The following is a 17,725-nucleotide window of genomic DNA, read 5'->3' as shown; positions in this document are numbered from 1 at the left end:
GTTTACCCCTTGTTGCTCTCGGTGCTGGTAAACGCCTGACGGTGCAGAATCGCAGTGAACTCTTCCATAAAGTTGTCGTAGTTCAGTTCCAGTTTGTTCACGCGCTGGTTCAGGCGGTTGTAAGCCATTACCGCCGGGATTGCCGCAAACAGACCGATAGCGGTCGCAATCAGTGCTTCAGCGATACCCGGTGCAACCATCTGCAACGTCGCCTGCTTCACCGCACCCAGCGCGATAAAGGCGTGCATGATCCCCCATACTGTACCAAACAGGCCGATATACGGGCTGATGGAGCCGACAGTACCGAGGAAAGGAATGTGCGTTTCAAGATTTTCCAGCTCACGGTTCATGGAGATACGCATCGCACGAGAAGCGCCTTCCACAACCGCTTCCGGCGCATGGTTATTTGCGCGATGCAGGCGAGCAAACTCTTTGAAGCCGCTATAGAAAATTTGTTCGGAGCCGGTCAGGTTTTCACGGCGCCCCTGGCTCTCCTGATACAGGCGAGAAAGCTCAATACCCGACCAGAACTTATCTTCAAACGCTTCCGCTTCACGGCCAGCAGCATTGAGGATACGCGTTCTCTGGATGATGATGGCCCAGGATGCGATTGAAAAACCAATCAAAATCAACATGATAAGTTTAACCAGAAGGCTTGCCTTCAGGAACAAATCAAGGATATTCATGTCAGTCACTGCTTAAACTCCGCGACAATAGACTTAGGAAGCGCACGAGGCTTCATTATGGTTGGATCAACACAAACAATCAGTACTTCAGCTGAGTTCAGTACGGTGTTCTCTGCGTTGACTATCCGCTGCGTGAAAACCAGTGAGGTCCCGCGCATTGATGTAATTTCAGTTTGGACTTCGAGCATGTCGTCGAGTCTGGCAGGCGCAAAATACTCAAGCGTCATCTTGCGTACCACGAAGGCAACTCGCTCAGCCAACAGCACCTGTTGACTAAAGTGATGATGGCGCAGCATCTCTGTGCGTGCCCGTTCATAAAAAGCAACGTAGCTGGCGTGGTAAACCACACCACCGGCATCGGTATCTTCGTAATAGACACGAACCGGCCATCGAAACAGCGTTGTATTCACTTTACATCCCAGTAATACAAGAAAAGTTGGAGCTTTCAAACTTCGCTACTATACGCGCGGGAAAGATGGTTTGGAATGGGAGAAAGTAAACGGAGAGTAAATTTTTATGGGCTCGGGTAAGCCCATATCGTTATAGGACATTTCTTATTCAGAAGAAGAAGAAAATCAAACCGGCGAGGAGAACCAGATCGGCAATCAGCGGGCAGAAAATGCCCTGCCAGTGTACCGCTTTCGGACGAAAGCCCACGCCGTGGATCACCCCAGCACACACTGCCCACATAATGAGGAAGCCATGCCAGATTTCCAGTTCGCTTGTTTTTGCCGCGAAACGCGACGGGTCCCAGAAGATGCAGCCTGCCAGCAGTAATGCCATCACTAAAGAAAGCGCCCGTAACGGGCGCTTATCCATTACCGCGTAAAGCGTCGCGATAATATTCATCAGTGTTTTTCTTCACCCGCTTTCGTCGCTTCAACATGCTCAAGCGCCAGGGCGGTGATGACACCAAAAGCACAGGCAAGAAGCGTCCCTAAAATCCATGCGAAATACCACATATTCAGCTCCTTACTTAGTACATAGAGTGGGTGTTGCTTTCGATATGTTCTTTGGTGATACGACCGAACATTTTCCAGTAACACCAGATGGTGTAAGCCAGAACAATCGGAACGAACACGCAAGCAACGTAAGTCATTAAGTTCAGCGTCATATGGCTGGAGGTTGCATCCCACATGGTCAGGCTAGCATTCAGCATGGTGCTGGATGGCATGACGAATGGGAACATGGCAATACCCGCCGTCAGGATGATGCACGCCAGGGTCAGCGAGGAGAACAGGAACGCCAGCGCGCCTTTCTCCAGACGAGACGTCAGCATGGTCAGCAGAGGCAGCAGTACACCCAGAGCCGGGATCGCCCACAGTGCAGGCATGTTATTGAAGTTCACCAGCCATGCGCCAGCCTGACGCGCCACTTCTTTGGTCAGCGGGTTAGACGGTGCCGTATGGTTGATTGCAGACGTCACGACATAACCATCAATACCGTACACCACCCATACGCCTGCCAGTGCGAAGCAGACCAGCGTCACCAGTGCAGCAACCTGAGCCGTCGCACGGGAACGCAGGTGCAGTTCACCCACCGTACGCATCTGCAGGTATGTTGCGCCCTGCGTGATGATCATCGCCACGCTCACCACACCCGCCAGCAGACCAAACGGATTCAGCAACTGGAAGAAGTTACCGGTGTAGTAAAGACGCATGTATTCGTCCAGGTGGAACGGTACACCCTGCAACAGGTTACCGAACGCCACGCCGATCACCAGCGGTGGAACGAAGCTACCAATGAAGATGCCCCAGTCCCACATGTTGCGCCAGCGGGTGTCTTCAATCTTGGAACGGTAGTCGAAACCGACCGGACGGAAGAATAAAGAGGCCAGCACCAGAATCATCGCCACATAGAAGCCGGAGAACGCAGCCGCGTAGACCATCGGCCAGGCAGCAAACAGCGCGCCGCCTGCGGTGATCAGCCACACCTGGTTACCGTCCCAGTGCGGGGCGATGGAGTTGATCATGATTCGACGCTCGGTGTCATTACGACCGAGGAAACGAGTGAGCATCCCCACCCCCATGTCGAAACCATCGGTGACAGCGAAACCGATCAGCAGAACGCCAATCAGCAGCCACCAGATAAAACGCAATACTTCATAATCGATCATTTGATGACTCCTGTCTTAGCGTGCCGGCTGAGTAGTCGCAGTGGACTGCTCGTAGTGATAGCGACCGGTTTTCAGGCTGCTTGGGCCAAGGCGCGCGAACTTGAACATCAGGAACAGTTCAGCCACCAGGAACAGGGTGTACAGACCGCAAATCAGCAGCATGGAGAAGATCAGGTCGCCTGCAGTCAGGGAAGAGTTCGCTACCGCCGTTGGCAGTACCTCACCAATGGCCCATGGCTGACGGCCATACTCCGCAACAAACCAGCCGGATTCGATAGCGATCCACGGCAGTGGAATACCGTACAGCGCCGTGCGCAGCAGCCATTTTTTCTCGCCGATGCGGTTACGAATGACGGACCAGAAGGAAGCCGCAATGATCAGCAGCATGATGATGCCGCAGCCCACCATGATACGGAATGCGAAGTACAGTGGCGCAACACGCGGAATGGAGTCTTTGGTCGCCATCTGGATCTGCGCTTCCGTCGCATCAGAAACGTTCGGGGTATAGCGTTTCAGCAGCAGACCGTAACCCAGATCTTTCTTCACGTCGTTGAACTGGTCACGTACCGCCTGATCGGTCGAACCGGCACGCAGCTGTTCCAGCAGCGAGTAGGCTTTCATACCGTTACGGATACGCTCTTCGTGCTGAACCATCAGCTCTTTCAGACCAGTGACCTGCTTATCAACAGAACGGGTGGCGATGATACCCAGCGCGTAAGGGATCTGAATCGCGAAGCGGTTTTCCTGCGCGTCCTGATCGGGAATACCGAACAGCGTAAAGGCAGCAGGCGCGGGTTGAGTTTCCCATTCAGCTTCGATTGCAGCCAGTTTGGTTTTCTGCACGTCACCCATTTCGTAACCGGATTCATCACCCAGAACGATAACAGAGAGGATGGCAGCCATACCGAAGCTTGCAGCGATAGCAAAGGAGCGCTTAGCAAAGGCGAAGTCACGACCGCGCAGCATGTAGTAAGAGCTGATGCCCAGAATGAACATCGCGCCGCACACGTAACCAGAAGCCACGGTGTGAACGAATTTCACCTGTGCAACCGGGTTCAGGACCAGCTCGGCAAAGCTGACCATCTCCATACGCATGGTCTCGAAGTTGAAATCAGACGCGATGGGGTTCTGCATCCAGCCGTTCGCCACCAGGATCCACAGCGCGGACAGGTTCGAACCTAATGCCACCAGCCAGGTGACGGCCATATGCTGGACTTTACCCAGACGGTCCCAGCCGAAGAAGAACAGACCTACAAAGGTGGATTCGAGGAAGAAGGCCATCAGACCTTCAATGGCCAGCGGCGCACCGAAGATGTCCCCTACATAGTGGGAATAGTATGACCAGTTAGTCCCGAACTGGAACTCCATGGTCAGACCGGTGGCCACGCCCAGTGCGAAGTTGATACCAAACAACTTGCCCCAGAACTTGGTCATATCTTTATAAATCTGTTTGCCGGAGAGGACGTAAACCGTTTCCATAATGGCCAGCAGGAACGCCATACCGAGCGTCAGCGGCACAAACAGGAAGTGGTACATCGCGGTCAAGGCAAACTGTAAGCGCGACAGTTCGACTACGTCTAACATTATGACTCCTTGCTCATCGCATGAAGACTCCGAGAGTGAACCCCGTCAGAAGAGATCCACACGCATGCCCCAATACAAATTATTCGCATCCTGGTCGTCGTTATTACCCTGAAGAAGGATAAAAACGATGACGTCAGGTTACAAATAGGTTAATAAAAAACTCAAATTGATCCCGCAAATATAATACGCTGCAAAACCCTTACAATAAACAGGTTTTTATTGAATCACATTTACGTTTTTCGACGGCGATCAATTTATAGCAAAATTACCACTTTTCGGCCATTTTGATCGGGAACAATTTAGCGCTTTTCAACGCCTTTTTCCAAGGATTAAACATTGATTTAAATCAAAAACAAGCAGCAATGTTAATCATGTTTAAACGCGGTGAGAATGGTAAAAACCATGTTAACGATATGTACATGCAAGGATGTGATAGGTTATCGAAGAAGGAAAAAATATAAACAGAAGTGATTTTTATTAACGCGAGAGAAATTGTCCTTTTCAAGCGCGACCAACAATAAAGCGTAGTCGAGCCAGATTATTTTTCCATTGCTTTTCTTCAACTCTTAGAAATTACATTTAATTTACCTTTATCACCCCATAAGTTAACACCACGGTGTGACTATTCAATGAAAAAAGGCCGCTAACGCTGCAGCCTTTTTATCACTGTTTTCAGCCGACAAGCACGCTAAAGGTGCGTGACTGTCCAGGCCTGAATACCCCGGCAATGCCCTCGCCTTCATGCTGCGCTAACACCTGTTCATTCATGTCCGTTTCGCAGCACCGTTTCACCGTCGGATTCACAGATAACGTCGCATCACATGCGCTGGACGCTGACGGGTTAAACAGACGAAGAATAAGCTCATCACGATCTTCCGCCTTTTTGAGAGCACTGAGCACACATCCCGTTGGCGAAAGCGCTAACAAACTGTAACTTTCCGGCGTGGTAAACGGTGCGCGGTTCAGTTTCATGGCATCCCAGGGAATTTTGTTGTAGCACTGTACAGGCGTTAACCACGATTTAGCCTGCTGCGCGACACCCGCATTTTCCGGCGTACCGCTGAAACTGAAGAGACTAAAGCGACAGCTTAGCGCGCCCCGAACCTGGGAGTCAGGAACGGGCAGTTTGATCCCTGATGGTCTGCCGGGACGCAACAGCAAATCTTCTTTGCCGAGTAGCCCCACGCCACGCAACAAGGTTACGGCAAAGGCTTTTTTATCCTCGCCCACCACTTCAAATTCGCGCAGTCCCTCGGTGAACAGCGCCAGCCCGTTTCGTTTCTCCTGCAGGACGGCGTAATTGAGTAAGTTCCAGACGGGAACCGGCGCTTCTTTCCAGCCCTCCTCCTGCCAGTTTTGCATGGCGGGATCCTGCGCAGCACGCGTGACCGTACCAAACTGCGTATCCGCTAACACCTCCAGGGTTGTAAACGGCGTTGGGATCAGCACGCGAACGCGGTGGTCGTCAGCCTGATTGTCCAGACGAACCGCCACATCAATGCGTCTGCTGTTGTGGCTAAGCGTTATTTCAAACTCAGCGCTGAGAGAACCGTTCCTCTGACGTGCCGTGCGTTCGGCCAGATTAGCCGGAACAGCGATCCGATGACGGATCACCGCCCTGCTCTGCCAGCCTTCATGCGTCACCTCAACCTGATGCTCGCCCTGTGCTGAAGTGAGCCTCCACTCTTCCCGGGCAGGCGAGTAGTCGTACTCATCGCCATCATCCGAACTCTCTTCGATTTCCAGTACGCGGTCATAAATCAGCCCGGTTTCTTTGTCACGCAGGCGCAGCGTGCCGTCTTCATTGAAATCAACCTGCCAGAACGCATTTTCAAGTAAGGATTCTGTGTTTTTCACCTCTGGGCGCTGCTTCCCGGCCACGTTCGGTTCGATAAACAACGTACGGTACCCCATCGACGGCAGTATCTGGCTGAGCTGAATATCAAACTCCATAAACGGTTCGTAATTGCCGTAATGGACAATCTGTCGGTCGATGAGACCGGGGTCGAGTTCGCGTGCGCTGCGAATGAAATACGGAATCTCATTGCCTTTATCATCCCGCAGACGGAACTGGCTGGCACGCAGTCGGATGGTGGTGTTCATCACCTCTTCACGCGGCCAGGGCATCAGGTTGAACATCACCAGCTTATCGGCATCGCTTTGCTGCATGTTGTCGACAATCTTGCGCATATAGAAACGCACCAGGTTGTCTGCCATGTCTTCAGCCAGTTCGAAGCGGGAGACAATCTCACGATGCACTTTGTCGCTGCAGCAGCAACCGATGCTGTCGTGAGCGTGGTTTTTGAGGATCTCTTTCCACATTTTCTCCAGCAGACCGTGGTGGTAATCGAAGCCCAGCGTCCAGGCAAGGGTCGCCAGCGGCTCGAGGATATTGACAATTTTGTTCTCAATACGCGCATGGGCGATTTTGATGTCCATGCGCGTAGAGCCGATTGTCCGGTGAACGCGCATGTATTTCCCGTCGATAAACTCCCCTTTTACCGTCGCCAGTTCATCGCGGTGCGCATCGATGTGGTCAAATACCTCTTCGAACCGACTCATCACAAACTGACGCTGGGGATAGATTTCTCGCAGCTTGTCCATTACTGCAAAAATATTCTGCTGCAGCGGCATCTGATCGTGACCGTTGGGCAGCAAAATCTCTTTGGTGACGGAGGCGCTTTCCAGCACCTCGAGATAGCTGTCGAGCCGCTTTCGCAGCCCCGCTTCGTCCTCCGGTAAGTACTTACCAATCGCGTAGCCCAGCGGCAGCACCTGTGCCGTCACTTCGCTGCCGTCCTGGCTCTGCCAGAGAAATTCCGTTTTATCGGTTCCGTGTCGTTCCGAGCAGCCGCGCCAGAACATGGTCCGCGTTATGCCAAACCCGTTATAAATATGCGGAAGCTGACCGGACATACCAAATGAATCCGGCAGATAGCCGATTTTCATCGGCTCGCCGAACGCCATACAGTCGCGAATGCCATACATAAGGTTGCGGACGATCGACTCGCCGCTGACGAGGGTGGTATCAGTCTGGGTATACCAGGGGCCGATAATCAGTTTTCCGCGCTCGACCAGGGCCTTCACGCGCGCGCGGTTTTCAGGCACGACGGCAAAATAATCCTCCAGCACCGCCGTCTGCCCATCAAGGACGTAATATTTATACTCGTCATCCTGCTCCAGGCGGGTCAGGATCTCTTCCATATTATTGACCAGAAGAATACGTGACTCTTCGGTGGTGAAATACCACTCACGGTCCCAGTGCATATGCGGTGTGATATGAACGCGAGATACAGCTTTCATCTTCGTTTCCTGTGTGTGAGTTTTTACCGTATGGCGTCTTCAGTGACGTATTTGCCCTTTTTTACCGCCTGGCGTCGCCAGAGCAGCAGAACAAACGTGGAGATAGCGGCCCCCAGCAGCGCCGCGCCAAACCAGCCCGCTGCGGCAACCACACCGGTCAGCCCTGCGTCGTGAAGTAAAAAGAGGGAGAAAATACCCGCCCCCGGGGTAGACAGCCCGATCCCCATCGCCCCAACAATCGCGCCGGTTACCATGGAGCCGAGCACAAAGGAGCCAATGACGCGAAGGGGATCTTCTATCGCCATCGGAATCGCCCCTTCGGTAATGCCCGCGAGTCCGAGCAGCCACGTTGATTTACCGGTTTCAATTTCAAACGGTTTAAACAGTCCCGGAGCCAGCATCGTTGACGCCGTCACGGTAAAGGCCGAGACCATTTTGACGGAGGCAAAGATGGCATAGGGACCGTATACGCCGTTCGCCATCGCGCCCAGGCAAAACGCGTAAGAGGCTTTGTTGACCGGCCCGCCCAAATCAAATGAACACATAAAGCCGAGGATCGCCCCCAGGAGCAGCGCATTCGCACCGGACAGACCATTAAGCCAGACGGTGAGCGTGTTATTAAGCCAGGCCACCGGTTCGCCGATCACAAACAGCATCAGGCTACCCGCCCCCAGCACGCCAATGACCGGATAGAGATAAAAGGTTAAAAAGCCGTTATAGCGGCTACTCAGGCGGATGTGATTTTTCACCCAGCGCATCAGGTAACCCGCGATCAGGCCGCCCACGATAGCCCCCAGAAAACCGGAGCCGATCATATTGGCAGCAAGACCAGCAGCAAATCCCGGTGTCAGGGCGGGTTTATCCGCCAGCGAGTAAGCGGTATACGCGGCCAGAACGGGAACCATCAAAATTCCGAGCATGCCGCCGCCAAGCTTGCGGTACATCCACAGCCACGAGTTTTCCTGGTCGAACAAGTGCTGCAAGCCCAGGATTTGCGCCAGCAGTACCGACACAGCCAGCACCGTACCGCCAGCGACGATCAGCGGCACCGCAAAGGAGATCCCGCTGAGGAGCGCCTGTTTGAGCTCACTTTTTACGCCCGTTTTCGTTTCGGTATCGACATACTCATGACCCGCATCGGATGAAGGCCGTAGCGCCAGCGCGCGCTCAATTAGCGCTTCAGCATGGCGCAGGGGCTCCGCAACGGGGACGGAAATCGCGGGGATCCCCTGAAAACGCTCACGCTCTTTGATCGCCACGTCTGCGGCAAAAATGCATGCTTTCGCCTCCTTCAACTGCTGCGCAGTGATGCGCCCCTCAATGCCGTTCGCCCCCTGCTTTTCGACCACCACGTTGACGCCCAGCCTGCGTCCCGCTTTTTCCAGGTATTCCGCAGCCATATAGGTATGCGCAATTCCAGCCGGACAGGCGGTAACGCAAACGATCGTCGGGGCATTCACCGCAACGGCGGCCTCTTGCGCTTCAGGGGTCGCTTCCAGGGCAGCAAGCACATCTTCCGCCGTGGTGGCTGCCATCACGCGCGCCCGGAGATCGTCATCCGCCAGGCGAGACGTCAGTTCCGTCAGTACCTGAATATGTGTCGACCCCGCTTCGGCAGGAGGAATGGCGAGAAGAAAAATCAGCTCAACCTCTTCCGGTCCGTCCACGCCTTCCCACTCCAGCGGTTCGCGCAGCGTTGCCACGGCGAAGGCCGCTTCTTTCACGACGGCTGATTTACCGTGGGGCACCGCCAGCCCTTCGCCCAGGGCGGTGGGGCCAAGCGATTCCCGATGGAAAACTTCTTTAAGAAAAGCATCGGCATCAGCGATTTTGCCCAGCGCCACCAGACGTGTCGCAAGCTGACGGATTGCCTCATCCCGGCAGGAAAACCGCGCCTGAACGCAGACTGCACGCGGATCGGTCAGGGTCGTCAGGTTCATAGTGATCCTCACATTTAGATCGTTATTGTCTGGGATGGATTCTGGCAGACCTTATAATACATGTATGTGATCACTTTCACTAATAAGCCAATTTGTATTTTATTTGTATTATTTACAAATCATCAGTTGAATGCATAATTCCCTGAAAAGGTATTAAGCAGGCGCAATCAAATGGGTAATAAACCGATGTACCGGCAGATAGCCGATGCGTTTCGCGAGAAAATTAACGCCGGGGAGTTAAAACCCGGTGACGCGCTCCCGACGGAGTCCAGCCTTCAGGAGACGTTCAGCGTTAGCCGTGTCACCGTCCGGCAGGCCCTGAAACTGCTGGCTGATGAGCAGATTATCGAAAGCATTCAGGGCAGCGGCTCTTATGTAAAAGAGGAACGCGTAAATTACGATATCTACCAGCTCACCGGTTTTTACGAAAAGCTGGCTGACCGAAACGTCGATACGCACAGTGATGTTAAAATTTTTGAAGTGGTGAAAGCCGATGAGCGGCTTGCGGCAACGCTGGCCATCAATCCGGAGGATAAAGTCTGGCACGTGAAGCGCGTACGCTTCATCAAGCAGAAGCCGGTTAACCTGGAAGAGACATGGATGCCGCTGGCAATGTTTCCCGACCTCACCTGGGACGTAATGGAAAATTCGAAATACCACTACATCGAGCAGATCAAAAAGATGGTTATCGATCGCAGCGAGCAGGAGCTGGTGCCGATCATGCCATCAGAGGAGGCGATCGCCGCGCTGGCGCTCGATCCGGCCAAACCGATCCTGGAAAAAGCCTCCCGCGGTTTCCTGAAGGACGGACGGGTATTTGAATACAGTCGCAACGTCTTCAATACCGACGATTACAAGTTCACGCTCGTTGCCAAACGCAGGCAATAAAAAAGGCCGCTTTTCAGCGGCCAACCATGTCGAAACGGACATTTTTTTACTTCAACGCTCCCCTGTCGGGGAGCAGAGAGGACTTACTTAATGATGGATTTCAGTGCTTCGCCGATATCCGCCAGGCTGCGAACGGTTTTCACGCCTGCGGCTTCGAGCGCTGCGAATTTCTCGTCAGCCGTACCTTTACCACCGGCGATGATCGCCCCTGCGTGACCCATACGCTTGCCTTTCGGCGCGGTCACACCCGCGATGTAACCGACAACCGGCTTGGTCACGTGTTCTTTGATGTAAGCAGCCGCTTCTTCTTCCGCGCTACCACCGATCTCACCAATCATCACGATCGCTTCGGTCTGTGGATCTTCCTGGAACAGTTTCAGGATGTCGATGAAGTTAGAGCCCGGGATCGGGTCACCGCCGATGCCCACACAGGTGGACTGGCCGAAGCCGTAATCGGTGGTCTGCTTAACGGCTTCATAGGTCAGGGTACCGGAACGGGACACGATGCCTACTTTGCCCGGCTTGTGAATATGACCCGGCATGATGCCGATTTTGCATTCGCCTGGCGTGATAACACCCGGGCAGTTCGGGCCGATCATGCGCACGCCGGCTTCATCCAGCTTCACTTTCACGGTCAGCATATCCAGCGTCGGGATACCTTCAGTGATGGTGATGATCAGTTTGATGCCCGCGTCGATCGCTTCCAGAATGGAATCTTTGCAGAACGGTGCCGGAACGTAAATAACGGTCGCGGTTGCGCCCGTCGCTTCTACGGCTTCACGCACGGTGTTGAACACCGGCAGGCCCAGGTGCGTGGTGCCACCTTTACCTGGCGTGACGCCGCCAACCATCTGCGTGCCGTAGGCAATCGCCTGTTCGGAGTGGAAAGTCCCCTGGCTACCGGTGAAGCCCTGGCAGATAACCTTGGTATCTTTATTAATTAAAACTGACATTATTTCCCCTCCACTGCGGCAACAACCTGCTGAGCTGCATCCGTCAGACTTTTCGCTGCAATAATATTCAGGCCGCTGTCAGCCAGTTTTTTCGCGCCGAGTTCAGCGTTGTTACCTTCCAGACGTACAACCACCGGAACGTTAACACCCACTTCTTCTACCGCACCAATGATACCGTCGGCGATCAGGTCGCAACGAACGATGCCGCCGAAGATGTTAACCAGAACCGCTTTAACATTGTCGTCAGAGAGGATGATTTTGAACGCTTCGGTCACGCGCTCTTTGGTTGCGCCACCGCCCACGTCGAGGAAGTTCGCTGGCTCACCACCGTGCAGCTTAACGATGTCCATGGTGCCCATTGCCAGGCCCGCACCGTTGACCATACAGCCGATGTTGCCGTCCAGCGCCACGTAGTTCAGCTCCCACTGTGCAGCCTGTGCTTCACGAGGGTCTTCCTGAGACTGGTCGCGCATTTCGCGCAGATCCGGCTGGCGGAACAGCGCGTTGCCGTCAGCACCCAGTTTGCCGTCGAGGCAGATCAGATCGCCCTGGGTGGTGATCACCAGCGGGTTAATCTCGATCAGCGCCAGGTCGCGCTCCAGGAAGATAGTCGCCAGACCCATGAAGATCTTGGTGAACTGCTGAACCAGCTTGCCTTCCAGACCCAGTTTGAACGCCAGCTCGCGACCCTGGTAAGGCATTGGGCCTGCCAGCGGATCGATCGCCACTTTGTGGATCAGATGTGGGGTTTCTTCCGCCACTTTTTCGATTTCCACGCCGCCTTCGGTAGACGCCATGAACACCACGCGACGGGAGCTACGGTCAACAACCGCGCCCAGGTACAGCTCTTTAGCGATATCCGTCGCAGCTTCAACCAGGATCTGGTTAACCGGCTGGCCGTTCGCATCTGTCTGGTAGGTCACCAGACGTTTGCCGAGCCAATGTTCAGCAAACGCACGAATCTCTTCTTTGCTCTTAACAACCTTCACACCGCCCGCTTTACCACGGCCACCAGCGTGAACCTGACATTTAACTACCCACGGGCCGGAACCGATTTTAGATGCGGCTTCTTCTGCTTCACGCGGGGTAGTACAGGCATAACCCACCGGAGCCGGTAAGCCATACCGGGCAAACAGCTGTTTGGCCTGATATTCATGTAAGTTCATGTGTTCTATCCATCCTTCAGGTAATCGTTAGGTAGTGCTTTTAGTGGCCCGGCAGCCATACGCCGCCGGGCAAGACTGCAAAACTAGACGTCCAGCAGCAGACGCGTTGGATCTTCCAGCAGCTCTTTAATGGCAACCAGGAAGCCCACGGACTCGCGGCCGTCGATCAGGCGGTGATCGTAAGAGAGCGCCAGGTACATCATTGGCAGGATCTCAACTTTACCGTCTACCGCCATCGGACGATCTTTAATGGCATGCATACCCAGGATCGCGCTCTGCGGCGGGTTAATGATCGGGGTAGACATCAGCGAGCCGAATACGCCGCCGTTGGTAATGGTGAAGTTACCGCCGGTCAGGTCGTCTACGGTCAGCTTGCCGTCGCGGCCTTTAACAGCCAGCTCTTTGATATTTTTCTCGATGTCAGCCATACCCAGGGTATCCACATCACGCAGAACCGGGGTGACCAGACCACGTGGGGTAGAAACCGCCATGCTGACGTCGAAATAGTTGTGGTAAACCACATCATCGCCATCGATGGACGCGTTCACTTCCGGGTAGCGTTTCAGCGCTTCAACGACAGCCTTCACGTAGAAGGACATAAAGCCCAGACGGATACCGTGACGTTTTTCAAACGCGTCACCGTACTGCTTACGCAGGTCCATGATTGGCTTCATGTTCACTTCGTTGAAGGTGGTCAGCATCGCGGTGGAGTTTTTCGCTTCCAGCAGACGCTCGGCTACACGCTTACGCAGGCGCGTCATTGGGACGCGTTTTTCGCTACGGGCACCCAGAGCAGGCTGAGCTGCTGCTGGCGCTGCCGCAGGGGCTTTCGCTTCTGCCTGAGCAGGTGCTTTCGCCAGGTGCTTGTCGATGTCTTCACGCGTCAGACGGCCACCCACACCGGTGCCTTTGATGGCAGCCGGGTCAAGGCTATGTTCAGCCAGCAGGCGACGGATCGCCGGGCTGAGGGCGTCGTTAGACTGTTCTTCCAGAGAAGCCTGCTGGCGCTGAGCCGGCGTAGAGGCTTTCTCTTCAGACTTGGCGCTGGACTCTTTACCCGCGCTGTTGCCTTCACGCAGGCGACCCAGGATCTGACGAGAGGTGACGGTCGTACCTTCATCTTCCAGCACCGCGTCCAGTACGCCATCCGCCGAAGCCGGTACTTCCAGTACCACTTTGTCAGTTTCGATTTCTACCAGCACTTCATCGCGCTTAACGGCATCGCCTGGTTTTTTGTGCCAGGTAGCGACGGTCGCATCTGCTACAGATTCAGGCAGGTCGGGAACAAGAATATCTACGCTACTCATTATGTATCCTTTAATTAATCGACGTTCAGCGCGTCATTGACCAGATCTTGTTGCTGCTTCTGGTGAACGGACATATACCCTACCGCCGGAGAGGCGGAGGCCGGGCGACCTGCGTAACGCAGAGCGGACCCAAATGGAATCACTTCACGGAAATGATGCTGGCTGCAGTACCATGCGCCCTGGTTAAGCGGCTCTTCCTGGCACCAGACAAAATCATGAACGTGAGCGTAAGGTTTCAGCACTTCCTGCATCGCCTGATGCGGGAACGGATAAAGCTGTTCGATACGCACGATGGCGACATCTTTCTGATCGTTCTTACGGCGCTGTTCCAGCAGGTCGTAATAAACCTTACCAGAACACATCACCACACGCTTCACGGCCTGCGGATCCAGCTCGTCAATCTCACCGATGGCTGGCAGGAAGGTGCCGTTTGCCAGCTCATCCAGGCTGGATACCGCCAGCGGATGGCGCAGCAGGGATTTCGGAGACATGACCACCAGCGGACGGCGCATACCGCGCAGTGCCTGACGACGCAGCATGTGGTAGACCTGAGCCGGAGTGGACGGCACGCAAACCTGCATGTTCTGCTCAGCGCAAAGTTGCAGATAGCGTTCCAGACGCGCGGAGGAGTGCTCCGGACCCTGGCCTTCATAACCGTGCGGCAGCAGCATGACCAGACCACACATGCGGCCCCACTTCTGCTCGCCGGAGGAGATGAACTGGTCGATAACGACCTGCGCACCGTTCGCGAAGTCACCGAACTGCGCTTCCCAGATGGTCAGGGTGCGTGGTTCAGCGGTGGCGTAGCCGTATTCGAAGGCCAGTACCGCTTCTTCAGACAGTACGGAGTCCCAGACCTTGAACTGGCCCTGACCGTTGTGGACGTGCTGCAGTGGGGTATAGGTTGAACCGTTAGACTGATTGTGAACCACCGCGTGACGGTGGAAGAAGGTGCCACGGCCCGCATCTTCGCCGGACAGACGCACGGGAATGCCTTCGTCAACCAGCGTTGCATAAGCCAGCGTTTCCGCGCCACCCCAGTCAAACAGCTTCTCACCTGCTGCCATGGACTGACGGTCAGCATAGATTTTCGCCACGCGAGACTGCATCTCGATAGCGTCTGGTACGGTGCTGATGCGTTTAGCCAGCTCCTGCAGACGCTTCATCTCAACCTTGTTCGGGTAGCTCTCATCCCACTCGTGGTTGAGGTACGGCGACCAGGTAAAGGAGTGCATGTTCATCGGACGCAGCTCTTTCACTACGCATTCACCCGCATCCAGCGCATCGCGGTAGAGGTTGACCAGTTCGGTCGCATCTTCCAGCGTCGCCACTTTTTCGCTTTCCAGCTTGTCAGCATAGATTTTGCGTGGCGTCGGGTGTTTTTTGATTTTCTGATACATCAGCGGCTGGGTTGCACTTGGCTCATCCGCTTCGTTGTGGCCGTGACGGCGGTAGCAAAAGAGGTCAATGAACACATCGCGTTTGAAGGTATTACGGAAGTCCAGCGCCAGACGGGTCACGAAAGCGACAGCTTCCGGATCGTCCGCGTTCACGTGGAAGATCGGCGCCTGAACCATTTTACCGATGTCGGTGCAATATGGTGTAGAGCGAGCATCCAGCGGGTTAGAGGTGGTGAAGCCCACCTGGTTGTTGATCACGATGCGAACGGTACCGCCCACTTCATAACCACGCGCTTTCGACATGTTCAGGGTTTCCTGAACCACGCCCTGCCCGGTTACCGCCGCATCACCGTGAATGGTGATTGGCAGCACTTTGTTGCTGCTTGGCTCGTCCAGACGATCCAGACGCGCTCGCACGGAACCGATAACCACCGGGCTGACGATCTCCAGGTGTGACGGGTTAAACGCCAGCGCCAGGTGAACCAGACCGCCTTCGGTTTCGATATCAGACGAGAAGCCCATGTGGTACTTCACGTCGCCGGTGCCGAGGTGCTCTTTATGTTTGCCCGCAAATTCGTCGAACAGGTCCTGCGGTTTTTTACCCAGCACGTTGACCAGGACGTTCAGACGACCACGGTGCGCCATGCCCAGTACCACTTCACGGGTACCGCTCTTGCCTGCATGACGAATCAGCTCTTTCAGCATCGGCACCAGCGCGTCGCCGCCTTCCAGCGAGAAGCGCTTTGCGCCCGGGAATTTCGCGCCCAGATAGCGCTCAAGACCCTCTGCTGCAGTCAGTTCGCCAAGGAAACGTTTTTTCTCGTCTGCTGAGAAATTCGCATGGCCCGCTACGGATTCGATGCGCTGCTGGATCCAGCGTTTCTCTTCGGTAGAGGTAATGTGCATGTATTCCGCGCCGATGGAGCCGCAGTAGGTTTGCTTGAGCGCATCAATGAGTTCGCCCAGCTTCATCGTGTCTTTGCCGATGGCAAAAGAACCTACGTTAAAGCTTTCCTGGAAATCGGCCTCGGTCAGATCGTGATACGCCGGATCGAGATCGGCCACACGTTCTTGCTGCCACAGTCCCAGCGGATCGAGATTCGCATGCTGGTGACCACGGAAGCGATAAGCGTTGATAAGCTGCAGGACTTTAACCTGCTTCGCATTGGTGTCAGGGTCGGAAATCGCAGAAGAGTAACGTGAGGCATCCTTCGCCAGACGACGGAAATAATCACGTGTTTTGGAATGGAATTGATCCGGTTTGACCCCTGTGCCAGGCAACTGCTGGAACATGGAACGCCAGTTTGCGTCCACTGAGTCAGGATCGGTTAAGAAGTCTTCATAGAGCTGTTCAATCCAGCTCTGGTTCGCACCAGAAAGGAAAGAAGAGTCCAGCCAGGCTTTCATTGCGCCGTTCTGCATCGTGATCCCTTAAGCATTTTTATGCTTACTTTCGCCGTAGAAACTACCACGCACACCACGTGTACGTGCCGGGGTTCACCTGCGAGCTCTTTTCATTTGGCCCGCGAAGGAACCTTTAGAAACTGTCTAAACTTCAGGGCAGTTTTTAAAGGTTTCTGCAATTTGCCCGGTGGCGCTACGCTTACCGGGCCTACTGTTACATAGGCCGGATAAGCGCAGCGCCATCCGGCGTTTTTACTTACGCACTGCGCTGCAGCAGCATCGACTTAATATGGCCGATGGCGCGCGTCGGGTTCAGTCCCTTCGGACATACACTGACGCAGTTCATGATGCTATGGCAGCGGAATACGCTGAAAGCGTCACTCAGTCCTTCCAGACGACTCTCGGTTTCGGTGTCGCGGCTATCGATCAGGAAGCGATAGGCAGCCAGCAGACCGGCCGGGCCGATAAACTTGTCCGGGTTCCACCAGAACGACGGACAGGACGTTGAACAACATGCGCAGAGAATACACTCGTACAACCCATCGAGTTTTTCACGCTGCTCAGGAGACTGTAAGTGCTCGCGAGCGGGTGGATTTTGCCCATTATTCAATAAGTAAGGCTTAATCTTCTCATATTGTGCATAGAATTGCCCCATGTCTACCACCAAATCACGCACGACCGGCAGGCCTGGCAGAGGACGGATAACAATTTTCTGACCAGGACGCTGCAACGCGGAAATTGGCGTGATGCAGGCCAGGCCATTTTTGCCGTTCATGTTCACGCCATCAGAGCCGCAGACCCCTTCACGGCAGGAGCGACGGAACGACAGTGTCGGATCTTTTTCTTTCAGCTGGATTAACGCATCCAGCAGCATCATGTCGCGACCTTCTTCCGCTTCCAGGGTGTAGTCCTGCATACGCGGAGCATCATCAACATCCGGGTTATAACGATAAACTGAGAATTCGAGTTTCATTATCC

Annotated in this window: 14 protein-coding genes; 1 reads left to right on the top strand and 13 read right to left on the bottom strand. The window is 54.5% G+C overall.

Going from position 1 to position 17,725, the window contains the following annotated elements; genetic code table 11:
* Positions 1 to 2: 2 nt before the first annotated feature.
* The 8 genes from tolQ to mngA form a co-directional block, all read right to left on the bottom strand.
* Positions 3 to 695: a Tol-Pal system protein TolQ gene (tolQ, locus tag BFV64_RS06335; RefSeq protein ID WP_008501101.1), complete on the bottom strand. Its 693-nt coding sequence runs from the start codon at positions 693 to 695 to the stop codon at positions 3 to 5.
* Positions 692 to 1,096 carry a tol-pal system-associated acyl-CoA thioesterase gene (gene ybgC, locus BFV64_RS06330; protein WP_003858593.1) on the bottom strand — a complete coding sequence of 135 codons (405 nt, stop codon included), beginning with the start codon at positions 1,094 to 1,096 and terminating at the stop codon, positions 692 to 694. Before ybgC ends, tolQ begins: the two co-directional genes overlap by 4 nt.
* 148 nt (positions 1,097 to 1,244) lie before the next feature.
* The gene (gene ybgE / locus BFV64_RS06325; protein WP_010428735.1) at positions 1,245 to 1,535 is read right to left on the bottom strand and encodes a cyd operon protein YbgE; all 291 of its coding nucleotides are present in this window, start codon (positions 1,533 to 1,535) and stop codon (positions 1,245 to 1,247) included.
* Positions 1,535 to 1,648, bottom strand: a complete 114-nt coding sequence (cydX, locus tag BFV64_RS06320) for a cytochrome bd-I oxidase subunit CydX (RefSeq protein WP_003858598.1) — start codon at positions 1,646 to 1,648, stop codon at positions 1,535 to 1,537. The genes ybgE and cydX overlap by 1 nt, the downstream gene beginning before the upstream one ends.
* Before the next feature lie 14 nt (positions 1,649 to 1,662).
* Complete coding sequence (cydB, locus tag BFV64_RS06315; RefSeq protein ID WP_014883044.1) at positions 1,663 to 2,802, bottom strand: cytochrome d ubiquinol oxidase subunit II; 1,140 nt, start codon at positions 2,800 to 2,802, stop codon at positions 1,663 to 1,665.
* A gap of 15 nt (positions 2,803 to 2,817) precedes the next feature.
* Positions 2,818 to 4,386, bottom strand: a complete 1,569-nt coding sequence (gene cydA / locus BFV64_RS06310) for a cytochrome ubiquinol oxidase subunit I (RefSeq protein ID WP_014883043.1) — start codon at positions 4,384 to 4,386, stop codon at positions 2,818 to 2,820.
* Positions 4,387 to 5,058: 672 nt separating this feature from the next.
* The gene (mngB, locus tag BFV64_RS06305; protein WP_045134252.1) at positions 5,059 to 7,689 is read right to left on the bottom strand and encodes a mannosylglycerate hydrolase; all 2,631 of its coding nucleotides are present in this window, start codon (positions 7,687 to 7,689) and stop codon (positions 5,059 to 5,061) included.
* Positions 7,690 to 7,712: 23 nt separating this feature from the next.
* Entirely contained in the window at positions 7,713 to 9,629 is a 1,917-nt protein-coding gene (gene mngA, locus BFV64_RS06300) for a PTS 2-O-a-mannosyl-D-glycerate transporter subunit IIABC (protein ID WP_045134253.1), read from the bottom strand.
* Between the two features lie 171 nt (positions 9,630 to 9,800).
* Between mngA and BFV64_RS06295 the strand changes: the two genes are divergently transcribed.
* Positions 9,801 to 10,517 (top strand): GntR family transcriptional regulator, encoded by a 717-nt coding sequence (locus BFV64_RS06295; RefSeq protein WP_045134254.1) that lies wholly within the window; start codon positions 9,801 to 9,803, stop codon positions 10,515 to 10,517.
* Positions 10,518 to 10,600: 83 nt separating this feature from the next.
* Here BFV64_RS06295 and sucD read toward each other — a convergent pair whose 3' ends face one another.
* The 5 genes from sucD to sdhB all read right to left on the bottom strand — a co-directional run bounded on the left by sucD (position 10,601) and on the right by sdhB (position 17,720).
* On the bottom strand, positions 10,601 to 11,470 hold the full coding sequence (sucD, locus tag BFV64_RS06290) for a succinate--CoA ligase subunit alpha (protein WP_008501094.1): 870 nt from the start codon (positions 11,468 to 11,470) through the stop codon (positions 10,601 to 10,603).
* The gene (gene sucC, locus BFV64_RS06285) at positions 11,470 to 12,636 is read right to left on the bottom strand and encodes an ADP-forming succinate--CoA ligase subunit beta (RefSeq protein ID WP_006809579.1); all 1,167 of its coding nucleotides are present in this window, start codon (positions 12,634 to 12,636) and stop codon (positions 11,470 to 11,472) included. Before sucC ends, sucD begins: the two co-directional genes overlap by 1 nt.
* Before the next feature lie 83 nt (positions 12,637 to 12,719).
* On the bottom strand, positions 12,720 to 13,943 hold the full coding sequence (gene odhB, locus BFV64_RS06280) for a 2-oxoglutarate dehydrogenase complex dihydrolipoyllysine-residue succinyltransferase (RefSeq protein ID WP_014883039.1): 1,224 nt from the start codon (positions 13,941 to 13,943) through the stop codon (positions 12,720 to 12,722).
* A gap of 14 nt (positions 13,944 to 13,957) precedes the next feature.
* Positions 13,958 to 16,765: a 2-oxoglutarate dehydrogenase E1 component gene (gene sucA / locus BFV64_RS06275; RefSeq protein WP_014883038.1), complete on the bottom strand. Its 2,808-nt coding sequence runs from the start codon at positions 16,763 to 16,765 to the stop codon at positions 13,958 to 13,960.
* A 238-nt stretch (positions 16,766 to 17,003) separates the two neighbouring features.
* Positions 17,004 to 17,720, bottom strand: a complete 717-nt coding sequence (sdhB, locus tag BFV64_RS06270; protein WP_014883037.1) for a succinate dehydrogenase iron-sulfur subunit SdhB — start codon at positions 17,718 to 17,720, stop codon at positions 17,004 to 17,006.
* Positions 17,721 to 17,725: the final 5 nt, after the last annotated feature.

The sequence above is a fragment of the Enterobacter kobei genome (assembly GCF_001729765.1).
GTDB classification, from domain to species: domain Bacteria; phylum Pseudomonadota; class Gammaproteobacteria; order Enterobacterales; family Enterobacteriaceae; genus Enterobacter; species Enterobacter kobei.
This window is presented reverse-complemented; position numbering and strand designations above follow the sequence as displayed.